The sequence below is a fragment of the Providencia sp. PROV073 genome (assembly GCF_033688125.1).
In the GTDB taxonomy this organism is placed as follows: domain Bacteria; phylum Pseudomonadota; class Gammaproteobacteria; order Enterobacterales; family Enterobacteriaceae; genus Providencia; species Providencia hangzhouensis.
The window spans coordinates 3,117,735-3,142,784 of the sequence record NZ_CP096353.1; the positions used below are offsets into that span (position 1 = coordinate 3,117,735).

The following is a 25,050-nucleotide window of genomic DNA, read 5'->3' on the forward strand; positions in this document are numbered from 1 at the left end:
AAAAGGAGGTGACTTTCCAATTTGTTGCCAGCTAAAAACTAATGATCAAATTATATATCACTTAAGTTATCAATTGATTCAACATGAGATAAACCTAAGAGTGGGATTTCTCAATAATCCATCAACAACCCGTAAAATTTATCGATATCACCATTAATTTGCTTTACCCCTTGCCAACCATGCCACACGAGAAAACATACTTTTCAACTGTAGAGGGATACTATCTGGACCTAACTCAGCCGCCCGATTAACAGTTGCTAACGCTAAATCTGGCTTCGATGTACGAGAGATCGCCTTAATAATCACTCGCCTTGTTGAAACTTTCGCATTATCTGGAATATCAGCAATTTCATGATAAAGTTTTCGAAACCCTTCACGATATAGGAAATGTTCCATATCTGGTGCGGGTAGCATCGTTAGCCTATCCCTATCTGAGGAATTAATTTTATTAGCATAATGCGTCGCTGTTGCCGCATATTTACGCCCTGCCTCATCACCATCAGTTAAAACATGCCATTCAATTCCCATTTTATTGGCAAACTTTAGCAGTGGTTTCAAACCACTTTGCGCAAATGCAATAACTTTTATTCCTTCTGTTTCAAAGTAATAGTTACACTGGCGCGAGAATTCATTCATCAGCCAAATTTCAGTTTCCCCTTCAACTAATAACCAACAGCGAGCGAACAAGGCTGACGGACGATTAAAGCGAATATGGAAAGAAATTTTACGTAATTCTTCAGCACTCAAATCATTTTCATTTAAACGATAAGCTGAAACCTTATTCGTATTACGAACCAAACGACATAAATCCTCCAAAGGCGCTAATGAAAGTAGCTCCCCTGAATTCGTCGTGGTGATCCTCTGTAGAGAAAATAAGCTAAATAAGCCCCATGCAATGGAGAGCATAATTGGGTGCAAACGCGTTTCAGGGTCTTCAACAATAATCAATGGCCGAGCGTATTTATCTAAATGAATATTGCCCTTTGATTGTAATAAAGAAGAAAACATCCCTAAAATGATTAACCGAATATTACGTTGATTTGGTTTGGCAATTAACCGGTTAATATTATCAAGCGCTTTCCAACCGCGTTTACGCGGTTCTATTTTAACCATTGAATTATCTGAACGAATAATATGGGAGCTTTGCCCAGAGAAGTAATGGCTAAGCAACTGTTGCATGGCATCAACCCCATCACAGAGATCTTCATCACTTAAGCGTTCAGGGTTGTTGACCAATGCGCTAGTGAGTTCCTTAATACGAGCATTAAATAAGTCACGTACCTCTTTTTGCCCTGAAACAATCGTTTCTGGATTAAGTGAGTGTAAAAAACGCGCATCACGAAGGCGAATAACAGGATACAACCGAATAATTTCTTTAATATATTTACCGACGTTGTCCAATGAAAGTTTATTACCACCTGCATTTAAAAAGCTTTTATCGACAACTATCGTGTCATCATCTTTAAGTTCTGCACTAACACGATAAAAAATATGTTTAAGGTCATCACCGTTATCTACCCAAACTGAGGCTAAGTTATGAAAACGATAGGATTGATGACGCCCTTTGCGGCGTTCACAAAATTTTAAGACTATCTGCAATGAACGGTAACGTGACTCATCATTCCCTGCGGGATAGTGAAAATCATGAAGACTGAATTGGTAATCTATATGTTCAGGAGAAAGAAGAAGGTCAAGTGCATCAAGTAAGCTCGACTTTCCCCATGAATTCTCGCCAACTAAAACTGTACTGTTATTCAGTTCTAATGAAAGGCGGTTAATCCCTCTAAATCCGTATATTTCCACACGTTCCAGGTACATATCACTCTCCTTGGAATATTTTTAGTTCACCCTAAATATTATTAGTTTTCATTACATATCGGGTGATTCCGTCAATTGGATATACTAAAGAACAATATTTAGAGCTTACCGATTAACCTTCTTTATTACTATAACTATGTATGTAAAATAAAAATTCTTCATAGCAAAATAGCAAACTATGTTGAGCATCTAATTGCAGTGTTATAAAATAGTAAAACTTTTATTTTTAGTGTTTTTGACCTATTTTTTATTAGTTAGCCAATAAAAACATTTTATAACAAAAAGAACTTTTAGCACGGGGCGTTAAATCGGATTTGTACTTCAATAACCTAAATAAATAAAATTGTATAACCCTTTGTTTATATTTAGCTAGTCGATGAGATAACCTCTAAGGATGCGGCCATGTATTCAGGACTCTTAATTATTCTTCTACCATTAACGCTTGGTTATCTTATTCCTATTAAAAACAAGCAAATTCTCCATCGAGTACACCAATCCTTGAATTCAATGGTGTATGTTATTTTATTTTTAATGGGAATTACTCTCGCACTTCTTAAAAATTTAAGTGTTCACTTATTTTCTATTTTAATTTATGCAGTTACCTTTTTTGGTTGCATATTTTCATTGAATGTAATCTCACTGTTATTGCTGGATAAATTTGATCCTTGGAAAATTCCGCAACATAAACAAGAAAAACCACCTTCACGAATCAAAATGGTGCTCGAATCCTTACAACTATGCGGAGTGTTACTACTCGGATTTGTCGTTGGCCTAACTCATTTTGATTTTCTGCACTATGCCGACAAAGGGAGCCAGTTGGCGTTAATGCTACTGCTATTACTCGTCGGTATCCAGCTACGTAACAGTGGCATGAGCATCAAGCAAATTTTAATCAACCGCCGCGGTACAACCATTGCGTTTGTCATGGCAGTCAGTGCATTAGCGGGTGGTGCGTTAGCCGCGTTCTTACTAGACCTTCCCGTGAAAATGGGGTTAGCGCTGGCTTCTGGCTTTGGCTGGTACTCATTAACAGGGATTGTCCTCACCGATGCTTATGGCCCAGTCATGGGGAGCGCAGCTTTTTTCAATGATTTAGCAAGGGAACTTGCTGCAATCATGCTTATCCCAATTATTATTAACCGTTACCGCTCAACCGCTCTTGGCATTTGTGGTTCAACATCAATGGATTTTACACTGCCTGTTTTACAACGCAGTGGTGGGGTTTCAATTGTCCCTGCTGCTATTGTTCACGGCTTCGTACTGAGTCTTATTACGCCAATTCTCATGGCCTTCTTTACATAGGTAAAATTTCAGTCACAATAGCTGTTAATTTGCGTGAATCAGGAAATTAACATGACAGATAAACAACGTGTTTTAGTGTTGGGCGCTAGTGGCTATATTGGTCAGAATCTGATCCCTAAACTCATTGAGCAAGGATATGACGTAACAGCAGGTGCACGTCGTGTTGATTGGATGTTATCTCAAGGCTGGCAAGATACCCAATGCATTTATGTGGATCTTCACGACCCTGAAACACTAAAAGGTGTCATGGAAGGCATCGATATTGTTTATTTCCTCGTTCATAGCATGGCCGACCAAGCCAATTTAGTCGAGCGTGAGCGTGCAGCCGCTCGCAACGTGCAACAAGCCCTTGAAGGCTCAAGCGTTAAACATGTTATCTATCTCAGTGCATTACAACACGGGCATACCTATTCACCACACCTAATTGCTCGACGTTTAACCGGTGATATTTTACGTGAAAGCCAAATCCCTGTTACCGAAATCCGCTCATCAATTATCGTTGGGTCTGGTTCTGCCGCATTCGAAATTATGCGTGATATGGTCTACAACTTAGCGATTTTAACGCCACCACGTTGGGTTCGTTCTAAATCGTCACCTATCGCCCTATCGAATATTTTGTATTATTTAACGCAACTGGCAAAAATACCAACAACTGAGAATCGGATTTTTGATGCAGGTGGCCCTGAGTTTATTAGCTACCAAGAGCTATTTAAGCGCTTTATTAAAGTCAGTGGTAAGCGGCGTTTACTTATTCCTATTCCGATCCCCATTAGTATGATTTCCGTGCATTTCATCAGTTTGATCACCTCCGTACCACCGTCAATCGCTAAGGAGTTAATTCAAGGCTTGCAGCACGACCTCCCCGCGGATGATAAAGCGTTACGAGAACTGATCCCCCAAACCTTAATTTCTTTTGATGATGCCGTTAGAACGACTTTAGCAGAAGAAGCCGATGCCGTTGATAACGCAGATTGGGGTTATGACCCAGAAGTCAGAAAACGCTGGCGTCCCGGCTATGGCTATTACCCAAAACAAGCGGGAGCAACCCTTGGAACAACAGCCAGTTCAGAATCGCTTTGGTATACAGTGCAACAAATCGGCGGAAAAAACGGCTATTTCTATGCCAATGGCCTGTGGAAAACTCGCGCCATTATGGACGATATGATGTTAAATAAAGTGAAGTACGGCCGCCCCGATCGTGAACAGCTCCAACTCGGTGATGAGATTGACGGCTGGCGCGTAATTAATCTTGAACCTAATAAACAACTTAGCTTGTTATTTGGTATGAAAGCCCCAGGACTTGGCCGCTTAACTTTTACTATTCATGATAGCGGGAACCGCCGTTCAATTGATGTTAGAGCATGGTGGCACCCAGCTGGCTTTTGCGGCCTACTCTATTGGTTTGCCATGATGCCCGCACATTTATTTATTTTTAAGGGAATGGCAAAACGCATCAGCGAACTGGCTTATGAGCGAGATAAACAACTCGCTAAAGAACAGCAAGCAGAGCAACTGACCGTTAAATCGGAATAATTTTAGCGTAAAAACCAAATTTTTATGCAGAAATTATTGCATAAATATGCTCATAGGATTAATATCGCGGGTAGTGAAATAAGATATTATTGGTACACATGAGCATTCAATTAAAAAACATCAACTGTTTCTATGGTTCCCATCAGGCACTCTTTGATATCAATCTAGAGTGTTCTGCTGGTGAGACTATGGTATTACTTGGGCCAAGCGGGGCTGGTAAAAGCTCATTGTTACGTGTCCTCAATTTATTAGAAATGCCACGTTCAGGCCACTTGAATATTGTGGGTCAGCAATTTGACTTTTCTTCAGCTCCAGATGCGAAAGCGATTCGTGAGCTGCGTCAAAATGTAGGGATGGTATTTCAACAATATAATCTGTGGCCTCATCTGAGCGTTATGGACAACTTAATTGAAGCACCTTGCCGCGTATTAAAATTATCAAAGCAAGAAGCGCAAGCAAAAGCGTCTAAGTTATTAGAACGCTTACGGTTGTCGCAATTTGCTGATCGCTACCCCTTACATTTATCGGGTGGTCAGCAACAGCGTGTTGCGATTGCAAGAGCGCTAATGATGGAACCAAAAGTTTTATTATTTGATGAACCAACCGCGGCACTTGACCCAGAAATCACCGCTCAAGTTGTTGATATTATTCGTGAACTATCTGCAACTGGGATTACACAAGTTATCGTCACTCACGAAGTAGAAATTGCTCGCAAAACCGCTAGCCGTGTCGTGTATATGGAAAACGGCCATATAGTAGAACAAGGGGATGCAAGCCATTTCACTGCACCTCAAACAGAAGCATTTGCAAATTATCTGTCACATTAATAGATATAGGATTAAGCAATGAAAAAAATTATATTAGCTGCACTGCTGGGCGCTGTAACCCTATCTGCAACTGCTGCGGAAAAAGAAACCATCCGTTTTGCAACAGAAGCGACTTACGCACCTTTTGAAATGTTCGATAAGAATAACCAAATCGTTGGCTTTGACGTTGATTTAGCCAATGCAATGTGTGAAAAAATGAATGCAACTTGTACATTTACTCACCAATCTTTCGACAGCTTAATTCCTAGCTTAAAATTCCGTCGCTTTGAAGCATTAATGGCAGGTATCGATATTACCCCTGAGCGCCAACAGCAAGTAGATTTCACTGAGACTTACTACCCTAACTCAGCAGAATTTATTGCTGTAAAAGAAAAAATCAGCTCAGTAGACCAATTAAAAGATAAAAAAATTGGTGTTCAAAACGGAACCACTCACCAAAAATACATCATGGAACAACATAAAGGGATGACAACCGTTCCTTATGATAACTACCAATCTGCTATTTTAGACCTACAAAATGGTCGTATCGATGCCGTCTTCGGTGATACCGCAGTTGCTGACGAATGGTTAAAAGCTAAAGGTAACGAAAACTTAGCTGCTGTTGGTGAAAAAGTGACTGACCCACAATATTTCGGTATTGGTTTAGGTATTGCGGTTCGTAAAGGGAATAAAGAGCTGTTGGATAAAATGAATAAAGCCTTAGCTGAAGTTAAAGCAGACGGCACTTATGATGCTATCCACAAAAAATGGTTTCAACAGTAATTGATATAATTAATGAGCAACTTTCTATTTTTAACAAGTGCCGCCGGTATCACCGTCGGCCTTGCTGTTTCTGCACTGGTTTTGGGGCTGATCCTCGCCATGTTATTTACTGCGTGGGAGTCCGTTCGTTTTAAACCTATTGCCTTTTTAGGGACCTGCTGGGTTACCTTGATCCGCGGTCTACCTGAATTATTGGTCGTATTATTTGTCTACTTCGGTACATTACAACTGATCAATTTGTTTGGTGATGGGTTCGATATAAACCTCGGTTTTTGGCAAACCACTATTCAAATCGACCCCAGCATTTTCTTTGCTAATAGTGGCGAATTTGACTATACCCCATTTGTTTGTGGTGTTATTGCCCTTGCCTTGTTGTACGCCTCTTATGCATCACAAACATTAAGAGGAGCTTTAAAAGCAGTACCTTATGGCCAGTGGGAAGCAGGTTTTGCATTAGGTTTAAACAAACGCACTATTTTCTTTCGGTTCATTATGCCGCAAATGTGGCGCCATGCGCTTCCAGGCTTAGGCAACCAATGGCTTGTATTATTAAAAGATACCGCGTTAGTTTCACTCATCAGTGTTAATGATTTGATGCTACAAACAAAAACAATCGTCAATAGAACTCACGAACCATTCACATGGTACGCCATTGTGGGTTTGATTTACCTTGCCATTACGTTAGTCAGTCAAGTTATCTTAAAACGTATTGAATTGCGTACTACTCGCTTTGAGCGAGGTGAATCAAAATGATGGATTTAATTTTAGATATTCTTCCAGGGCTACCAACCAGCTTATCACTAACGTTTAGCGCACTCATTGTGGCTTTTATCTTAGCGATATTATTTACTTTAGTTCTCTCGCTGAAAACCCCTGTGGTTTCTCAAGCCGTTAAAGTCTATATCACGCTTTTCACTGGTACGCCGTTATTGGTACAATTTTTCTTAATTTATAACGGCCCAAGCCAATTTAAATCATTGCAAGATTATCCCATGTTGTGGGAGATTATTTCCACACCTTGGGTCTGTGCAATGGTTGCATTGGCCTTAAACAGTGCGGCTTATTCCACTTTGTTATTCCACGGCGCAGTTAAAGCCATCCCATCAGGCCAATGGCAGTCTTGCCAAGCGCTTGGCATGAATAAAATGCAAACCATGCGTATTATTTTGCCTTATGCCTTTAAGCGTTCGTTATCGTCCTATTCCAATGAAGTCGTCCTGATTTTCAAGAGTACGTCACTTGCCAGTACGATTACAATGTTAGATGTCATGGGCTATAGCCAACTGATCTTTGGTCAAAGCTGGAATGTGATGGCGTTTGTTGCTGCGGGGATTATTTATTTAGTGGTCAATGCAATTTTAACAGTGCTAATGCGTTTAATTGAACGCAAAGCGTTGGAATTTGAGCACAGAGGTTAGTCTTTCTTTCTCTCCGACAAGTAAAAAAAGCTTGGTCTTATACCAAGCTTTTTTTATTCGCTCAATCGGATTTTTAAAGAGCACTTTATTTGAATAATGTAATAATTAAACTAATTAAATAGATATGATTGATGAGTTTATTATGAAAAAAATTCAATTTGACATTCCTTTTGATCAAGACAAACTGCTTACATACTTTAATAAAAAAGAAAATAATGCCCTAAGAAAAAAGCTCACTCAAGTCAGAAATACCTCTAATGCTAGCAATGGAATTTGCCATGGTCTATCAAACCTATACCTTCTTAATGAAAACAAGAGTGATGGGGATAAACTAATTGAATCGATGGGGGCCGCTTTAAAATCCATAAAAGCACAAAGTTACTATTTAAAAAACAGAAAGCCGAATGATGTTGAAGTAAGTTTATTAAATAAACAGATAGTCAATGGCCTGAATATTCAGATCAGTTATGAACGCGCATATGATTTCAATAAAATTGCACACAAAATAGATTCATTACTCATTGATAATAAAAAGAAAAAAACATCATTAATCAATAAAAGCAAAGATATTAAAGTAGATAAAAATTTAATATCATTAGAGAATAAGGAAAATGACCTTAATATAAAAAATCTATACGATATAACCCATCTACTAATGAAAAATATATCTCGTGTAAATAAAAATGTAAGTTATTTAGATAGTAAATACGAAATTATAGAGTTGGTTACCTTTTACTATAATTTAGTTAGAAAAAACAAAGAAGACTCAATAGAAATTTATTATTGTCATAAAATATTGAATGAGAATATAAAAAACAAAATAATATCTGACTTACCATTAGATGATAAAGAAATTAAAATTTTTCTAGCTAATGCTTTCGAGTTTATATCTAAGCTAGAAATGTATAAAAATACAGCTAAGAATATAAATTCTGGGTTAATCAATGATATAAGCCTACCTATTTGTGACTATGCAAACTTACAAATAAATAAAAACCAATCAAATATTGAAAAACTAAAAGCTGATATAGAGAATAAATTAAAATATAACAATGATTACTATTCACTGATTTCTTATGATGGCCATTGTATGGCAATTTCAATTAAACACGATAAAAATAATTATATATATAAGTTTTTTGACCCTAACAGAGGTATAAAAAAATATGATAACGAAAATGATTTTTTAGAAAACCTAAAACATTTGCTCTCCTATCATAGTGATAAACCTATACCGAATCATATCGATGAATTTAAGTTCAGAGTATTATCCATGGATTCATTCCTGCTGAAACATTAAATTAATTACCCAAATGATATAACGAATATTGAATTGTCGTTTTATACAGTAAAAACCATCACATGGATTTTACTGTACAATACGCTTTAACAACGTCAGCACTTCAAAGTGTGCAGTATGAGGGAATAAGTCAAATAGCTGTACTTTACAGACTTGATAGCCAGCCAACAGTTGTAAATCTTGCGCCATGGCTTGTGCATTACAGCTAGAATACAAAATATATTCGGGCTGCACGTGGGAAAGGAAATCGCATAACTCTTTACCAATTCCTCGGCGTGGCGGATTGACTAAAATAAGCTGAGGGATATCCTGATTCGCCGTGGCAAAACGCGTTGAATCAAGGGCTTTAAACTCAACATGCTTTAATCCAAGTTCATCCGCGGATTGCTGTGCGCTGGCAATCGCTGGCGCACTGATTTCTATCCCTGTTAAGTGAGTGTCTTTTTCAGCACAGTGCAGCCCAAAGCCCCCAACACCACAAAATAAATCCCATAAACTATTGATATGTAGCTCTTTAACCCATTCTCTTGCTGTTTGATACAGTTTGGCTGCAACAACAGGGTTAGTTTGGAAAAAGCTTTGTGGGCGAATAAACAACGGGACTTGGTTGAATTCTTCACGTAAAACGTGCTGCTCAGTTAGAAATACTTCCTGTTCCCCTTCCAATATTGCCATATGTATAGGTTGAATATTGGCGGTGATCACCGCAAGCAGTGGCAACTGTTCTTGTAGCCATGGCAGTGCCTTTTTTAACTGCTCAATTTTTTTCTCTGAGCGCAAAACAAACCGCAGCATGAATTTCCCAGAGTAATGACTTTGGGTTAATAATAGGTATTTTAATTCACCGCGTTTGCGCTCAATGTTATAAGGCGTCAGACCCGCCCTCGCAATAAAAGGAATAATGGCATTAAACACATCAGAAAAGGCATCTGGATACAACAGGCAGTCCGTTAAATCTACACCTTGCCCATCTCGCCCAACAATACCTAAAATTGGCTTCTCAACACTACCACTAACCACCATTTTGGCTTTATTGCGAAAAGCCGTTTGCGGCCCTGTCACTGGAGGCTGAAATAAAGAAGTATCAATAGCAGGCAAAAGAGCCTGTAGTTGGCTCTGCTTTTCGGTAATTTGCTGTTCAGGCGTTAATGTTAGCCATTGGCATGAATGGCATTGCCCTGTGGCATATTTTTCACAATGCATAGCAAAAACTTAGTGGAGAATAACTGAAGGTTTGTCATCAAGAGAAAGCTCAGAGCCTTCTTCAGAGCTGTCATCATCTTCACTAAAGTCATCTTGATTTGCATACAACAAATTATTGCTAAAGATTTCAAAGACAATAGCTGAAATTTGCTCTTCCGCTTGTTGTAAAAAATGGCAGAATTGACGATACGTCATTCCTGCTTCTAATGAAAATGATTGGCTAACAATCAATTTAGGCAAGTTTTCATTGTTTATTTCAAGGAAAACTTTTGCCGTTAATGAGCTGGCATTAATTTGGCTGATATTCGCCACTAACGTCACAATCGCTGTCGGTTTGAGTTCAGCTAATGCAGACAACACCAAAACATTATTTAAAATATCGAGCTTTGCATCAAAAATACCGTCTATATTTTGCATATGAGGTAAATGTAATGCAGAGCAGGAATCACACTCGAAATAAGAGGTTTTGAGTTGGTCTAACCATTCACGTAACTTAGTGATGTCAGGGTAACAAATAGAATCCATGGATAGTAACCTTCTTCAACTCAAAATAGTCGTGCAATATCGATTTGTTAGGGTTCTGGCACATTTTCCCCCTAACTAAAAAACGAATAATTCTCACACATTGTAGAGCGAAACACCAGTAAAACCACGCTCAATCTACTTATTCATCTGGTTTATTATCTGTAGAGTCTGGCTTTTTAGATACATTCTTTTCTGGTTGTTTATTATCAATGCCCAAAAAACTCAGGCCATGAATTGCTCGCCAGACAATATTGACCATTGCGGGGACCAAACAGCCAATGCCGACCATAATCATGCTCACGATCGCCCCTGGCTGCATTAAAGGCTCCGGCAATGTGATATAGTCATTTGTTGCTAACAAAACAATAATAAGCAGAATGATACCCACACCTTCTAACACGATAATGGGCTTTGGCATGTCCGCTAGTGAACGCATTGTCCCTTTAGACTGAGGTTTATTGCTCATTCTTTTTCTCCTCTCATTATTGTGTCACTTTCTCAAACTGAGAATTATATGTCATACCTATAGGTATAACAGGAAAATTCGACTTTTATTTCATAACTTATGTAGGCATAGTATTGAGCATTGCAATTAGAATCTGAGCTCAAGATAAAAAGGAGATACTATGTATACTGTTATTTTTGGTCGTCCTGGCTGCCCATACTGTGTTCGTGCAAAAGAACTCGCTGAAAAACTGAAAAATGAACGTGAAGATTTTGACTACCGCTACGTTGATATTCAAGCTGAAGGTATTTCTAAAGAAGATTTATCTAAAACTGTTGGCAAACCTGTTGAAACCGTTCCACAAATTTTTATTGATGAGCAACATATTGGTGGATGCACAGATTTCGAAGCTTACGCAAAAGAAAATTTGAATCTATACAAATAATTAGCCCCTTCTGTTTTTCATCTCAACAAGCAAAGTTGTTCACTTATTTATAGGTGTTAACACTTTGCTTGTTCTTTTTGTGCTATTTAAGCCAAATTTAATAAAAATATTGTACTTTTTTTCATCTAGGTGAGAACTTTCTTTTTTAGACGGGGTCTTAATTAGTGCCACTGCTTTTCTTTGATGTCCCCATATTGAGGAGCCCGATAGCCAACTATTTGTTTTCATGCTATCGGGTTTTTTGTTTCTAACGGCTGGGTTCGCCTTGCAATGTAATGATTAATCTACGTTTTCCACCATAATTTCGGTGCTCACATAAATAAATCCCCTGCCACGTCCCCATGTTTAAACACCCTTTAGTAATTGGAATAGTCAAACTTGCACCCAATAAACTGCTTTTTAAGTGCGCAGGCATGTCATCACTTCCTTCATAATCATGCTTATAATAAGGTTCATTTTCAGGAACGGCCTGATTGAAAAAGCTCTCGAAATCTTCCCTGACAGTGTAATCTGCATTTTCATTGATTGTTAAAGATGCTGATGTATGTTGAATAAAAATATTCGCTAAACCAACCTTGATTAAGCTAAGTTCAGGAAGTTGCTTGAGAATTTCTTCTGTCACTAAATGAAACCCTCTCGCTTTTGCGCTAAGTTGTATCTCTTTTTGCCACCACATCACTTTTTCTCCCTTGACTTATCTAAACTCATTACTGCACTAAATAATTATTGAGTAAATGTTAAACCGCAAGTAAATTTGTCGCATATAGCTTTCAATAATAAGACAAAGGGACTTTACCTGCTCATTAAGAAACTTTAATCTCCCCCTTTTATATCTATTCTGTCTCACTAACCATCTGACCGAGGTACTGAACTGTGCTGGAACAACTTAACCTTGATCTATTCAATTTGATCAATGCGACTCCAGAAACCGCTAGTGGAACCATTGCTGTAGCGAACGTGATTGCGAAACGCTTAATTCTATTATTTCCACTATTTACTGTTGCTTGTTGGTTTTGGGGCGCCCAGCCAAATATGACTCGCCAACGTGCCTTTGCTTGTAAAGCAGCCATTGCTATCGTCATTGGCTTAACCATTTCATGGCTAGTGGGCTATTTCGCGCCGCATGACCGCCCATTTGTCATGGGAATTGGCACTAATTTCTCCGAGCATGAAGCCACGCCTTCATTCCCAAGTAACCATGGCACGATTGTCTTTACATTCGCTTTTGCATTTCTTTTCTGGCTAAGAACTTGGGTTGGGCTCGTGATGATGATCCCCGCTGTCGTTATTGCTTGGTCACGTATTTACCTCGGTGTTCATTGGCCTTTAGATATGGCAGGTGCCTTTATACTGGCGATTGTCGCATGCGGTTTGGCCCAGCTCCTCTGGTCTGTTGGTGCGTATAAAATTCAATTACCTATCACTCGGCTATATAGTTTTATTTTTGCCTCTCTTATTCGTAAAGGTTGGTTTCAACCATAACAACGTATATTCAAATACTGGCATTAATTAATGCCAGTATGTTTAGCATTATAAAAATTGCGCTAAATCAAAGTTTCTGTTTATTTCCATTTTCATGATTAAAACTTTTTTGAAGTTATCAATAAAATTATTAAAACAATTACTTAACAAATATCTTGTTACCTATTTTAATTATTTTTTTCGTTGCAAAAAAAGTGGCAAATATAAGCACAAAAAAAACGTAAAATAATTAATATATAGTTATCTTTCCTCCAATTTTTAAACTAATTAGTTACGCAATAAATCAATCTAAAAAATAAAAATATTTTATTTATTTTCAATAACTTATATCACAACTCTAACAATTAACTTGTACTATTGTTACAGTACAGCTCAATATTTATATTGATATGGATGATATTTTAATCAGCGCAATTTTAATCATTAATATAATAATATTTTTCTAACAGAATTTAATTCTGCTCACATTTAAGTAAAGCTTAACTTATTCACCCACTATTTAATTGCTAATAAAAACAAACTTAACGCAAATTTATTTAACATTTTTATAAAATATAATTATATCTCGCAATCTTGGGGGATATTTCTCTTTTGAGATAATGATCACGGCATTTTATTCTGGTAAACTATAAATTCACACACTCAAAATCCAATGTTAAAATTTAATGATAAAAATACAAAACTGATTGAAAATCAATTTACCGTCAATTTTAGTTTTATTTCCAATCAGATTGTTACGCAAAAGAAAACAATTGTTATTGAGTAATTGTTCGTACCAAAAGATTAAAAGGTCGTAACGCATTTGCAGTTACGCTAAATGATTTTTTTGACTTATATTTTCGGAGACTATTATGGATGCAACAAAAGTTGGTTCCATCGACAAAACGGCCTCGCAAACAGTAAATAGTAGTGCTTGGCGCAAAACTGACACAGTATGGATGCTGGGTTTATATGGTACAGCTATCGGTGCTGGGGTATTGTTTTTGCCAATCAATGCAGGTATGAGTGGTTTATTACCTGTTTTACTGATGCTGGTATTAGCCTTCCCAATGACATTTTTTGCTCACCGTGGGTTAACACGCTTCGTTCTTTCTGGTTCAAAACCTGATGGTGATATCACTGAAGTTGTAGAAGAACATTTTGGTCGCACAGCAGGAAACTGGATCACCCTACTCTACTTCTTTGCTATTTACCCTATTCTTCTTGTTTATGGTGTTTCCATCACCAATAACGTCAATAAATTCTTAACCGAATTATTGGGCGTTGGCGCACCGCCACGCTGGTTACTTGCCTTGATCCTTGTAGGCGGAGTGATGGCGATTGTGGCATTCGGTGAAAAATACATCGTAAAAGTCATGAGTATGTTAGTGTTTCCATTTATCGCCGTGCTGGTTGCATTCTCACTGTATATGATCCCACATTGGTCTGGTGATGTACTGAATACATTAACTTGGGAAGGAATCACTGAAGCAACAAAAAATACAGGTGGGCAAAGTATCTGGGTCACCATTTGGCTAACAATCCCAGTGATGGTATTCGCATTTAACCACTCGCCAATTATTTCTGCTTTCTCTGTGGCAAAACGTGAAGAATACGGTGATGCAGCTGAACAAAAATGCTCACGGATCCTTGCATCCGCGCACATTTTGATGGTGCTGACTGTTATGTTCTTCGTGATCAGCTGTGTCTTTACCTTATCTTCAGCGGATCTCGCACAAGCTAAAGCACAAAATATCAGTATTCTTGACTACCTGTCTGGCTATTTTGACCAGCCATTCATTAAATATGCAGCTGCAATCATTGCCTTTATTGCAATTATTAAATCCTTCCTTGGTCACTATTTAGGTGCTCGTGAAGGTTTCAATGGTCTAGTTGAGCGTGCTTACCGTGCAAAAGGTAAAACAATTGATGTTCGCAAGTTAAACCGCGGTACTGCAATCTTCATGTTAGTCACAACTTGGTTAGTGGCAACATTGAACCCAGGTGTGCTGGATATTATTGAAAGCCTCGGTGGCCCAGTTATCGCTATCTTACTGTTCTTGATGCCAATGTATGCAATTAGCAAGGTACCAGCAATGCGTAAATACTCAGGTAAAATCAGTAATGTATTTATCGTAATTATGGGTCTGGTCGCTATCTCTGCGGCAACATATAAGTTATTCTTCTAATTGAAGCCACTAGGTAGCGACCAACAACGGAAGCTACCTAATTTCAATGACTTTCTACAAAAGGAAGCACTGAATATGATTAGTGTATTTGATATCTTCAAAATTGGCATCGGCCCTTCAAGTTCCCATACCGTCGGCCCAATGAAAGCGGGCAAACAGTTTGTTGACGACCTTATCCAGCAAAAATTACTCTCTCGCACAACACGAATTGCAGTTGATGTATATGGTTCGCTCTCTTTAACGGGTAAAGGCCATGCAACGGATATGGCGATTATTATGGGTCTTGCGGGTAACTTACCGGATACCATTGATATTGACGCTATTCCTGCTTTTATGCGTAATGTTGAGCAAACTGAAAGGCTCTCCCTTGCACAAGGGCAACATGAAGTTGATTTCCCTACTGAAGGGGGGATGAATTTTCATACAACCAATCTCCCCCTCCATGAAAATGGAATGAGTATTACGGCATTCAGTGGTGATGATGTTATTTACAGCAAAAATTACTATTCTATCGGCGGTGGTTTTATTGTCGATGAAGAACATTTTGGCCAGTCAGACGAAAATGCAATTCAAGTCCCTTACCCATTTAAATATGCGGCCGACCTGCAAAAACATTGTAAAGACACAGGGTTATCACTTTCCGCACTCGTGATGCAGAATGAATTAGCGTTACGCAGTAAAGAAGAAATTCAGCAATATCTCTCGTCCGTATGGGATGTCATGAAATCCGGTATTGAACGGGGAGTGACAACCGAAGGTTTACTACCAGGCCCATTACGTGTGCCACGTCGAGCAGCAGCGTTATGTCGTCAACTCGTAACAACCGATAACACCAATATGGACCCAATGGCCGTCATTGATTGGATCAATATGTATGCGCTTGCCGTTAACGAAGAAAATGCAGCGGGTGGTCGTGTTGTAACGGCACCAACGAATGGAGCCTGTGGCATTATTCCTGCGGTATTAGCTTACTATGACAAATTCATTCGCCCTGTGAATGAAAATTCCTATACCCGTTATTTTCTAGTTTCCGGTGTCATTGGTGCATTATATAAAATGAATGCGTCAATTTCCGGCGCCGAAGTGGGCTGCCAAGGAGAAGTGGGTGTTGCTTGTTCGATGGCCGCTGCGGGGCTCGCCGAATTAATGGGCGGTAGCCCTGAGCAAGTGTGTATCGCAGCAGAAATTGCCATGGAGCATAACTTAGGTCTCACCTGCGACCCTGTTGGAGGGCAAGTTCAAGTACCTTGTATTGAACGTAACGCCATTGCTTCCGTTAAAGCCGTAAATGCCGCACGCATGGCATTACGCCGTGTCAGTGACCCACGTGTTTGCCTCGATAAAGTCATTGAAACCATGTATGAAACTGGTAAAGATATTAACGCTAAGTATCGTGAAACATCCCAAGGGGGATTAGCGATTAAATTGGCTCACTGCGAATAGCATTTGTTTATCTATCGTCTCTATAAAAATGCCTGCTAATGCAGGCATTTTTTTGTTCACATCATTTTCATTTAATCATTATTAACCGAAAATGGCACTCCACCAGCCGCTAATCGTTTTCATGATGTAATCCCAAATACGACCGAAGAACCCCGCTTCCTCAACGGCACTTTTTGCAACTAGAGGATGCTGTTCGACGATTTCATCATTCAGAATAAAGTTAATCGTTCCTACCGCTTGGTTTTTAGCAAGAGGCGCTTCAAGTGAATCGTTAGTTAGTTGAATATCCACTTTCAAGTTTTGCAATTGCCCTTTAGGAATCGTAATTGAAACATCATCGGCAACCCCTAAATCAACTTCTGAAGTATCACCAAACCAGACACGCTGCTTTTTCAGTGTGGCATCTGCCTTAATTGGCGTGACTGTTTCAAAGAAACGGAAACCCCAAGTGAGTAATTTTTCGCTTTCAGAAAAACGCACACGGTCACTTGGCGCTCCCAACACAACTGAAATCAAACGCATATCACCTTCTGTTGCAGAGGCGACTAGGTTATGGCCTGCACCACTTGTATGCCCAGTTTTTACGCCATCCACTTTTAAATTTTGGTTCCATAACAGACGGTTACGGTTAGGTTGACGAATTTTATTAAAGGTAAACTCTTTTTCCTTGTGCAGTGCGTATTCATCGGGAACATCACGGATCATTGCTTGGGTTAACAATGCCATATCCCGTGCAGTACTATATTGCCCCTCTGAATCGAGGCCATGAACGGTTTTAAAATGGGTATTCTTTAAACCAATCTTTTGCACGTATTGATTCATTAAACTCACAAATGAGTCTTGGCTACCTGCAACATAATCGGCAAGAGCAATACTGGCATCATTCCCTGACTGGATCACAATCCCTTTATTTAAATCCAATACGGAAACACGATCTTTTGGCTTTAAAAACATCAAAGAAGAGCCTTTAAGAACAGGGTTTCCCGTTGCCCATGCATCTTCACCTACCGTAACCATATCCTGTGGGGTAATTTTCCCCGCATTCACCGCTTGCCCAATCACATAGCTGGTCATAATTTTTGTTAAACTTGCGGGATCTAAGCGTTCATCTGGATTCCCAGACGCTAAAATTTTGCCGCTATTATAATCCATCAAAACAAACGCTTTTGCATCGACTTGAGGAGCAACCGGTGTCTGCGCCGCATAAGCACTGGTACTTACGGCAACCAAAAGACTCAACCCAATACCAGCTCGGCGGGTTTTTAAAGACAACATTTTCTTACTCATCGGTTATTCCTTCACTTAATTCTACACATTTAAATTACTGTCATTGACTCAACATCACTAAACGAGAACCCATCGCTGTGACAAAATTTGATAACTAGACCTAATATAAGACTTTAATTTCACTGAGGCCACTGATAACAAATAAACATTTGCCTCTGAGTAAATTTAATCTATCTTAACCATGGTCGATGCCAAAAAATCAATTTAGGAGACTGCCATGTTAACTGTTTGGGGACGCGTCAACTCTTCCAATGTCAAAAAAGTACTTTGGTGCTTAGAAGAATTAAATATCGCTTACAATCAAAAAGATGTGGGTGGCCCATTTGGTGGGCTAGATACACCTGAATATATAAAAATGAATCCAAACAGCACAATTCCAACTCTACAGGATGATGACTTTGCGCTGTGGGAATCGAATGCGATTTTACGTTACCTTACGGAAAAGTTTGATCATTCTCACTTATTGCTCGCACAAGACCTACAAGAACGAGCTGCCGCAGATAAATGGATGGATTGGAGTGGTGCTAATTTATTCGACCAAATTAAACAGATGATGAACAAAATTGTTCGTGTCCCAGAAGCGGATAGAGACCCAGAACAAGCTAAAATTATTTATGGCAATATCAATCGGTTACTAACCATTGCTGATAATGCATTAGCTAACCAAGCCTATTTTAGTGGTGATAAATTTGGTATCGCTGACATTGCTATCGCACCACTATTTTACCCTTGGCATGAAATTGTCACGCAGCGCCCCGAATTTAACAATTTGGAACGCTGGTACCAGCAACTGACCACACGCCCTGCGTTCCAAAAAATTGTCATGATCCCGATTAAATAATCACAGGGTCATATTCATCAAACTTGGGTTTGGGTACTGGTATTCAAACCCGAGTTCTTGGCAAATTCTATTACCGTTAATGGTTTTCCCCACTAACGTATTCTTCTCTTCAATAAATTGAGGCGGGGTTAACCCGATAGATTGTGCTGCATGAGTATAAAATTCGGCTCGTGTTGGGTGGACTGGTGCACATAGGTTATAAATATGCCCCCCTTGCGGTTGCTGGAGCAATAATAAAATGGCAGCAATCACATCATCTTGATGAACCATATTCACAGGCTGGTTTGCCCCCTTTACCCCGGTTTTCCCCGCTAAAAAACGCCCTGCATGGCGTTTTTCACCGACTAATCCCGCTAATCGCAGAATATCCACCGATATGTTCGGTAACTGATGCAACCACTGTTCTGTCGCCACCAAGGCTTTAGCCGAATCCGTCACCCCATCCAATAGGCTGTCTTCGGTCATTTCACCATTTTGTTCCCCATAAACCGCAGTAGATGACGTGAAAATAACTTTAGGCACCTGAAAGGCTATTGCGCTATTCACCAGTGTTTCAATCGCCATCACATAGTATTCGGTATTAATTTTAGAGGGCGGAAGCAAGATAACGATAGCATCACTTTGTTCCATCAACTGCGCTAAATCGTCGTCATCACATTCAAGTTCTGGGGTTAATTTCAATGCATAACACTCAATTCCAACCGCTTGAGCGGCTTCAATACCATCTGGTGTCGTTTTAGTTCCAACCACATGAATGCCTTGAGACAATAAGGCTTGGGCGAGTGGTAACCCAACCCACCCTAATCCGATGACAGTGATTTTTTTCATACAATGGCTCCTTAATCGACCAACCAGCTGAAATTAATCACAGAGTAGCTGAAAACCATAAAACTTCCGAATACAATTTCTGAGAGATTTATCACTATAAAAAGTGAACAACTAATTATTATTGGTTATTTTTTAAAAAAAGGTTGCATTCATAGGGGGAAATCGGATAGGTTGAATACCAATGAGTATTTAGTTAGCACAATGAATGTTTAGTCATTCACTTAAATAACAGAATGGAAGACATTATGAATCGTATTTCACGCAACCATCATCACCACCATCATCCTGACTAGTCTTTCGGGCGATGTGTGCTGGAAGACGTTCAACGAATCTTCCGGTGGCTGAAATGCGAATTGAGAGAACCCTCGGAAGATAATCTTCCGAGGGTTTTTTTATTCTTGAACAAAGAGTTACTAAACAAAAAAATTTAAAAGGGATAAGGGTAAAGTCATGTTGGATAAATCACGTTTACGTATTGCAATACAAAAATCAGGCCGTCTGAGTGAAGAATCAAGAGAATTGCTTTCTCGCTGTGGCATCAAAATCAATTTACAACAACAGCGTTTGATTGCTTATGCAGAAAATATGCCTATTGATTTACTCCGCGTTCGCGATGACGATATTCCGGGGCTGGTCATGGACGGTGTCGTTGACTTAGGGATCATCGGTGAAAACGTTCTTGAAGAAGAGTTATTAAACCGCCGTGCTCAAGGGGAAAACCCGCAGTATAAAACCCTTCGTCGTCTTGATTTCGGTGGGTGCCGCTTATCTCTCGCTGCCCCATTAGATTTCAACTATACTGGTGCTGAGTGCTTAAATGGCTCACGCGTTGCAACTTCCTACCCTCACTTGTTAAAACGCTATTTCGACCAAAAAGGCATTCAATTTAAATCATGCTTGTTAAATGGTTCAGTCGAAGTTGCCCCGCGTGCTGGCCTTTCCGACGCTATCTGTGACCTCGTCTCTACAGGTGCAACACTTGAAGCAAACGGTCTAAAAGAAGTGGAAGTTATTTATCGCTCTAAAGCCTGTTTAATTCAACGTGATGGCGAGATGTCGCCGGAAAAACAACAGCTTATTGACCGCATGATGACCCGTATCCAAGGTGTTATTCAAGCACGTGAATCCAAATACATCATGTTGCACGCGCCAAGTGAAACACTGGAAGAGATCATTGCCTTGCTGCCGGGCGCTGAACGCCCAACAATTCTACCGTTAGCAGGCGAACAAAGCCGTGTGGCGATGCACATGGTGAGCTCAGAAACGCTGTTCTGGGAAACCATGGAAAAACTCAAAGCTTTAGGTGCAAGCTCTATTCTTGTCCTGCCAATTGAAAAAATGATGGAGTAAGCCGTCATGAAAATGGGATTTAACCAACCTGTTCGCTGGTCGGCTTGTAACCAAGAGCAACAAAGCGCTTTATTGATGCGCCCCGCAATAGCGGCTTCTGGTAGCATTAGTACTGCGGTTAGCCAAATTATTGACCAAGTCCGTAACGAGGGCGATGCTGCCCTCCAGACACTGAGCCGTCGTTTCGATAAAACTGAAATCGAAACAGTGCGTGTACCTGCAAGTGCTGTTAACGCGGCAGAGGCTCGTCTTGGTGATGAAATAAAAACAGCAATGAAAACCGCCATTGGTAACATTCGTCGTTTTCACGAAGCCCAAAAACCCACTCCAATTACAGTAGAAACACAGGCAGGCGTCGTGTGCCAACAAGTCACACGCCCAATAGATGCGGTCGGTTTATATATTCCGGGGGGGTCTGCTCCCCTGTTATCAACGGTCATGATGTTGGGAACCCCTGCGAATATCGCAGGCTGTCGCAAAATTATTTTGTGTTCGCCCCCACCTATTGCCGATGAAATTTTGTATGCAGCGAAACTGTGTGGCATCAGTGATATTTTCCAAGTAGGCGGTGCGCAAGCGATTGCTGCAATGGCATTTGGTACCCAAAGTATTCCTGCGGTTGATAAAATTTTTGGCCCTGGTAATGCCTATGTCACTGAAGCAAAACGCCAAGTGAGTCAAAACCATGATGGAGCCGCTATTGACATGCCTGCGGGACCTTCCGAAGTGTTGGTCATTGCTGATAACGGTGCAAACCCAGCATTTACTGCATCTGATTTGCTATCTCAAGCAGAGCATGGCCCTGATTCACAAGTTATTTTATTAACTGATGATGAAAACTTTGCCCAACGCGTGATCGAAGAAACAGAAAAACAATTAGCGCAACTTTCACGTGCAGAAATTGCTCGAGAAGCATTGAGCGCCAGCCGTGTCATCATCGCTGATTCCATCGCTCAATGCGTTGAAATTAGTAACCGTTATGGCCCTGAGCACTTAATACTGCAAACTCGCAATGCAGATGATTTAGTAGATGCAATTACTAGCGCGGGCTCGGTGTTTGTTGGCGACTGGTCACCGGAGTCGGCTGGCGACTATGCATCAGGCACAAATCACGTATTACCCACTTACGGGTATACCGCAACCTATTCAAGCCTTGGCCTCGCCGATTTTATGAAGCGAATGACAGTTCAAAAACTGTCGAAGCAAGGTTTATTAGGCTTAGCCGACACCATCGAAACCTTAGCCCAAGCAGAGCAACTCACCGCTCACAAAAATGCCGTTACCTTACGCGTTAACGAACTAAAAAAACAAAATCAGGAGTAAGTCATGAGCCAACCATTTAATGCCGCCAGTCTTGCACGTGAAAATGTTAAAACCATGACGCCTTATATGTCTGCACGACGTTTAGGGGGAAATGGCGACGTTTGGCTCAATGCCAATGAATACCCAATTGCACCTGATTACCAATTCAGTGAACGCAACCTTAACCGTTATCCTGAATGCCAACCAGTTGCGGTGATCAATAACTATGCAGCTTATGCCAAAGTTAAACCAGAACAAGTGCTAGTTTGCCGTGGGGCCGATGAGTCCATCGAGTTGTTAATCCGCGCATTTTGTGAGCCGGGGAAAGATGCGGTGATGTTTTGCCCGCCAACCTATGGCATGTACAGCGTCAGTGCAGAAACCTTTGGTGTTGAACAAAAGAAAATCATGGCGTTGCCAGACTGGGCATTAAACGTTAACGCGATCCGTGAAAATCTATCCAATACCAAACTGATTTATATTTGCAGCCCGAATAACCCAACAGGCAATATCATCGACAATAAAGATTTACGCGAAGTGCTAGATATGGCTGCAGGCCGTGCATTAGTCGTTGTCGATGAAGCCTATATTGAGTTCTGCCCACAATACAGTGTGGCAAACTGGTTAGCACAATACCCAAACTTGGTAATTTTAAGAACCTTATCCAAAGCCTTTGCATTAGCAGGTTTACGTTGTGGTTTTACTTTAGCATCCCCTGAAGTGATTGAAGTGCTATTAAAGGTTATCGCCCCTTACCCGTTATCAACCCCTGTTGCGATGATTGCAGCTCAAGCCCTTGAGCCTCAAGGTATTGAGACGATGAAAAGCCGTGTAGAAACGGTAACAGAAAACCGTATTGCACTTCGTGAAGCGCTACGCGACTTATCAGTGGTTGAACATGTTTATCCAAGTGAAACCAACTATATTTTGGTGCGTTTCACTGATGGAAATAAAGTCTTTAAAGCCCTGTGGGACCAAGGCATTATTTTACGTGACCAAAGTAAACAACCCGGTCTCATTAATTGCCTGCGTATTACTATTGGGACAGAAATAGAAAATACCCGTGTTATTGAAGCTATTGCAGCACTTTGCTAATTAGGAATGATTCATGAGCCAGAAAATTTTATTTATCGACCGTGATGGAACATTAATTACCGAGCCGCCAACTGACTTTCAAGTTGATAGTTTAAGTAAACTCGCCTTTGAAAAAGCAGTTATTCCTAGCTTACTTGCTCTGCAAAAAGCCAATTACCGTTTAGTGATGATAACCAATCAAGACGGCTTAGGCACCGATAGCTTTCCAACAGCAGATTTCGAACCCCCTCATAATTTAATGATGCAGGTCTTTGAGTCCCAAGGCGTTAAATTTGATGAAGTGTTAATTTGCCCACATAAGCCCGAAGATAACTGCACTTGCCGTAAACCTAAATTGCAGTTAGTTGAGCGCTATTTAGACAACAACGTATTAGACAGCGAAAACAGCTATGTGATTGGTGACCGTGAAACAGATATTCAATTAGCTAAAAATATGGGTATCAAAGGGTTACGTTATAACCCAACAGAACTTGACTGGGAGGCCATCACCCAGCAATTAACCAAACGCAACCGCCATGCACTGGTGAAGCGTGTAACAAAAGAAACCAATATCCAAGTTGAAGTGTGGCTGGACCAAGAAGGCGGCAGCAAAATTAGCACTGGCGTAGGCTTCTTTGACCACATGTTAGACCAAATCGCGACTCACGGCGGTTTCCGGTTAAACATTGAAGTGAATGGCGATTTATTTATCGATGACCACCACACGGTTGAAGACACCGGTCTTGCACTAGGTGAAGCATTGAAAGTGGCACTGGGTGATAAACGCGGTATCGCACGTTTTGGTTTCGTTCTGCCAATGGATGAATGCCAAGCGCGCTGTGCACTGGATATTTCAGGTCGCCCGCACCTTGAATACAAAGCCGAGTTTAAATACCAACGCGTCGGTGACTTAAGCACAGAAATGATTGAGCACTTCTTTAGCTCACTTTCCTATGCCATGGGTTGCACATTACACCTGAAAACCAAAGGGAAAAACGATCACCACAAAGCCGAAAGTTTGTTTAAAGTTTTCGGCCGCACATTGCGCCAAGCAATTCGTGTTGAAGGGGATACGTTACCTAGCTCGAAAGGGGTTCTGTAATGAACGTTGTCATCCTTGATACCGGCTGTGCAAATTTAGCCTCCGTAGCCTATGCGGTGAAACGCCTAGGCTATAACCCTGTGGTGAGCCGTGATACCAATACTATTTTACAAGCTGACAAAGTCTTTTTGCCGGGGGTTGGTACTGCTAGCGCAGCCATGGAAAAGCTCACTGAACGTGAATTAGTTCCGTTAATCAAAGCACTTACCCAACCGGTGTTAGGCATCTGTTTAGGCATGCAGCTACTCGGCTCTTTTAGTGAAGAAGGCCAATCTACAGTGCCACTACTGGGGTTAATTGATAGCCCTGTACAAAAAATGGATGCCAATGGGCTTCCAGTTCCTCATAGCGGTTGGAACCAAGTCAAAGCCTTAGCAGGAAACCCCTTGTTTAGGGATATCCCTGATAATGCCTATTTCTATTTTGTACACAGTTATTCGATGCCTATTTCCAGCAATACCATCGCGCAAACTCAATATGGCAATCCGTTTAGCAGTGCCGTGAATTGCGATAACTTCTATGGTGTCCAATTTCATCCAGAACGTTCTGGCGCAGCAGGTTCACGTTTGATTCAAAACTTTTTGGAGATGTAATT

The 25,050-nt window shown here is 40.3% G+C and carries 24 protein-coding genes and 1 other annotated feature; of the genes, 17 read left to right on the plus strand and 7 right to left on the minus strand.

Going from position 1 to position 25,050, the window contains the following annotated elements; genetic code table 11:
* Nucleotides 1–153: 153 nt before the first annotated feature.
* On the minus strand, nucleotides 154–1,818 hold the full coding sequence (locus tag M1F17_RS14185) for a DUF2813 domain-containing protein (RefSeq protein WP_094960662.1): 1,665 nt from the start codon (nucleotides 1,816–1,818) through the stop codon (nucleotides 154–156).
* A 402-nt stretch (nucleotides 1,819–2,220) separates the two neighbouring features.
* Here M1F17_RS14185 and M1F17_RS14190 point away from each other — a divergent pair, with 402 nt between their 5' ends.
* From M1F17_RS14190 to M1F17_RS14220, 7 genes are all read left to right on the plus strand, one after another.
* Nucleotides 2,221–3,120, plus strand: coding sequence for a lysine exporter LysO family protein (locus M1F17_RS14190; RefSeq protein WP_318837036.1), 900 nt, complete (start codon nucleotides 2,221–2,223; stop codon nucleotides 3,118–3,120).
* Nucleotides 3,121–3,171: 51 nt separating this feature from the next.
* Nucleotides 3,172–4,653, plus strand: coding sequence for a DUF2867 domain-containing protein (locus M1F17_RS14195; protein ID WP_004256403.1), 1,482 nt, complete (start codon nucleotides 3,172–3,174; stop codon nucleotides 4,651–4,653).
* Between the two features lie 98 nt (nucleotides 4,654–4,751).
* Nucleotides 4,752–5,480: an arginine ABC transporter ATP-binding protein ArtP gene (gene artP, locus M1F17_RS14200; RefSeq protein ID WP_004256404.1), complete on the plus strand. Its 729-nt coding sequence runs from the start codon at nucleotides 4,752–4,754 to the stop codon at nucleotides 5,478–5,480.
* A gap of 18 nt (nucleotides 5,481–5,498) precedes the next feature.
* Nucleotides 5,499–6,242: an arginine ABC transporter substrate-binding protein gene (artJ, locus tag M1F17_RS14205; RefSeq protein WP_004256405.1), complete on the plus strand. Its 744-nt coding sequence runs from the start codon at nucleotides 5,499–5,501 to the stop codon at nucleotides 6,240–6,242.
* 12 nt (nucleotides 6,243–6,254) lie between these two features.
* On the plus strand, nucleotides 6,255–6,995 hold the full coding sequence (artQ, locus tag M1F17_RS14210) for an arginine ABC transporter permease ArtQ (RefSeq protein WP_004256406.1): 741 nt from the start codon (nucleotides 6,255–6,257) through the stop codon (nucleotides 6,993–6,995).
* Entirely contained in the window at nucleotides 6,992–7,660 is a 669-nt protein-coding gene (gene artM / locus M1F17_RS14215; protein WP_094960661.1) for an arginine ABC transporter permease ArtM, read from the plus strand. Before artQ ends, artM begins: the two co-directional genes overlap by 4 nt.
* A 142-nt stretch (nucleotides 7,661–7,802) precedes the next feature.
* Entirely contained in the window at nucleotides 7,803–8,960 is a 1,158-nt protein-coding gene (locus tag M1F17_RS14220; RefSeq protein WP_318837037.1) for a hypothetical protein, read from the plus strand.
* A 69-nt stretch (nucleotides 8,961–9,029) separates the two neighbouring features.
* Here M1F17_RS14220 and rlmC read toward each other — a convergent pair whose 3' ends face one another.
* The 3 genes from rlmC to M1F17_RS14235 all read right to left on the minus strand — a co-directional run bounded on the left by rlmC (nucleotide 9,030) and on the right by M1F17_RS14235 (nucleotide 11,154).
* On the minus strand, nucleotides 9,030–10,163 hold the full coding sequence (gene rlmC / locus M1F17_RS14225) for a 23S rRNA (uracil(747)-C(5))-methyltransferase RlmC (RefSeq protein WP_318837038.1): 1,134 nt from the start codon (nucleotides 10,161–10,163) through the stop codon (nucleotides 9,030–9,032).
* A 9-nt stretch (nucleotides 10,164–10,172) separates the two neighbouring features.
* Nucleotides 10,173–10,688 (minus strand): YbjN domain-containing protein, encoded by a 516-nt coding sequence (locus M1F17_RS14230; protein WP_096864157.1) that lies wholly within the window; start codon nucleotides 10,686–10,688, stop codon nucleotides 10,173–10,175.
* Nucleotides 10,689–10,827: 139 nt separating this feature from the next.
* A complete protein-coding gene (locus M1F17_RS14235; protein ID WP_004256421.1) occupies nucleotides 10,828–11,154 on the minus strand; it encodes a YbjC family protein in 327 nt (108 codons plus the stop codon).
* A 160-nt stretch (nucleotides 11,155–11,314) separates the two neighbouring features.
* Here M1F17_RS14235 and M1F17_RS14240 point away from each other — a divergent pair, with 160 nt between their 5' ends.
* Complete coding sequence (locus M1F17_RS14240) at nucleotides 11,315–11,578, plus strand: GrxA family glutaredoxin (protein WP_004256424.1); 264 nt, start codon at nucleotides 11,315–11,317, stop codon at nucleotides 11,576–11,578.
* 247 nt (nucleotides 11,579–11,825) lie between these two features.
* Here the strand turns inward: M1F17_RS14240 and M1F17_RS14245 are convergent, their stop codons facing one another.
* On the minus strand, nucleotides 11,826–12,254 hold the full coding sequence (locus M1F17_RS14245; RefSeq protein ID WP_094960656.1) for a secondary thiamine-phosphate synthase enzyme YjbQ: 429 nt from the start codon (nucleotides 12,252–12,254) through the stop codon (nucleotides 11,826–11,828).
* A gap of 197 nt (nucleotides 12,255–12,451) precedes the next feature.
* On the opposite strand from M1F17_RS14245, the gene ybjG reads away from it, so the two are divergent.
* The 3 genes from ybjG (at nucleotide 12,452) to M1F17_RS14260 (ending at nucleotide 16,671) form a co-directional block, all read left to right on the plus strand.
* Entirely contained in the window at nucleotides 12,452–13,060 is a 609-nt protein-coding gene (gene ybjG / locus M1F17_RS14250) for an undecaprenyl-diphosphate phosphatase (RefSeq protein ID WP_094960655.1), read from the plus strand.
* 851 nt (nucleotides 13,061–13,911) lie between these two features.
* Complete coding sequence (locus tag M1F17_RS14255) at nucleotides 13,912–15,228, plus strand: serine/threonine transporter (protein WP_004256437.1); 1,317 nt, start codon at nucleotides 13,912–13,914, stop codon at nucleotides 15,226–15,228.
* A gap of 75 nt (nucleotides 15,229–15,303) precedes the next feature.
* Nucleotides 15,304–16,671 (plus strand): L-serine ammonia-lyase, encoded by a 1,368-nt coding sequence (locus tag M1F17_RS14260; protein ID WP_318837039.1) that lies wholly within the window; start codon nucleotides 15,304–15,306, stop codon nucleotides 16,669–16,671.
* Between the two features lie 81 nt (nucleotides 16,672–16,752).
* Here M1F17_RS14260 and M1F17_RS14265 read toward each other — a convergent pair whose 3' ends face one another.
* Complete coding sequence (locus tag M1F17_RS14265; protein ID WP_094960653.1) at nucleotides 16,753–17,958, minus strand: serine hydrolase; 1,206 nt, start codon at nucleotides 17,956–17,958, stop codon at nucleotides 16,753–16,755.
* Nucleotides 17,959–18,175: 217 nt separating this feature from the next.
* On the opposite strand from M1F17_RS14265, the gene M1F17_RS14270 reads away from it, so the two are divergent.
* The gene (locus tag M1F17_RS14270) at nucleotides 18,176–18,799 is read left to right on the plus strand and encodes a glutathione S-transferase family protein (protein ID WP_262960909.1); all 624 of its coding nucleotides are present in this window, start codon (nucleotides 18,176–18,178) and stop codon (nucleotides 18,797–18,799) included.
* Here M1F17_RS14270 and M1F17_RS14275 read toward each other — a convergent pair whose 3' ends face one another.
* Complete coding sequence (locus M1F17_RS14275; RefSeq protein ID WP_272525660.1) at nucleotides 18,800–19,627, minus strand: SDR family oxidoreductase; 828 nt, start codon at nucleotides 19,625–19,627, stop codon at nucleotides 18,800–18,802.
* A gap of 268 nt (nucleotides 19,628–19,895) precedes the next feature.
* Nucleotides 19,896–20,023: a sequence feature (His leader region), on the plus strand.
* 54 nt (nucleotides 20,024–20,077) lie between these two features.
* On the opposite strand from M1F17_RS14275, the gene hisG reads away from it, so the two are divergent.
* From hisG to hisH, 5 genes are read left to right on the plus strand one after another with little or no spacing between them, the layout of a single operon-like run.
* The gene (gene hisG, locus M1F17_RS14280) at nucleotides 20,078–20,977 is read left to right on the plus strand and encodes an ATP phosphoribosyltransferase (protein WP_004256451.1); all 900 of its coding nucleotides are present in this window, start codon (nucleotides 20,078–20,080) and stop codon (nucleotides 20,975–20,977) included.
* Between the two features lie 6 nt (nucleotides 20,978–20,983).
* On the plus strand, nucleotides 20,984–22,300 hold the full coding sequence (gene hisD, locus M1F17_RS14285; RefSeq protein ID WP_318837040.1) for a histidinol dehydrogenase: 1,317 nt from the start codon (nucleotides 20,984–20,986) through the stop codon (nucleotides 22,298–22,300).
* A gap of 3 nt (nucleotides 22,301–22,303) precedes the next feature.
* A complete protein-coding gene (hisC, locus tag M1F17_RS14290) occupies nucleotides 22,304–23,374 on the plus strand; it encodes a histidinol-phosphate transaminase (RefSeq protein ID WP_004256456.1) in 1,071 nt (356 codons plus the stop codon).
* 13 nt (nucleotides 23,375–23,387) lie between these two features.
* The gene (hisB, locus tag M1F17_RS14295; RefSeq protein ID WP_272674125.1) at nucleotides 23,388–24,455 is read left to right on the plus strand and encodes a bifunctional histidinol-phosphatase/imidazoleglycerol-phosphate dehydratase HisB; all 1,068 of its coding nucleotides are present in this window, start codon (nucleotides 23,388–23,390) and stop codon (nucleotides 24,453–24,455) included.
* Nucleotides 24,455–25,048 carry an imidazole glycerol phosphate synthase subunit HisH gene (gene hisH / locus M1F17_RS14300; RefSeq protein ID WP_004256463.1) on the plus strand — a complete coding sequence of 198 codons (594 nt, stop codon included), beginning with the start codon at nucleotides 24,455–24,457 and terminating at the stop codon, nucleotides 25,046–25,048. The genes hisB and hisH overlap by 1 nt, the downstream gene beginning before the upstream one ends.
* The last annotated feature ends 2 nt before the right edge of the window (nucleotides 25,049–25,050 follow it).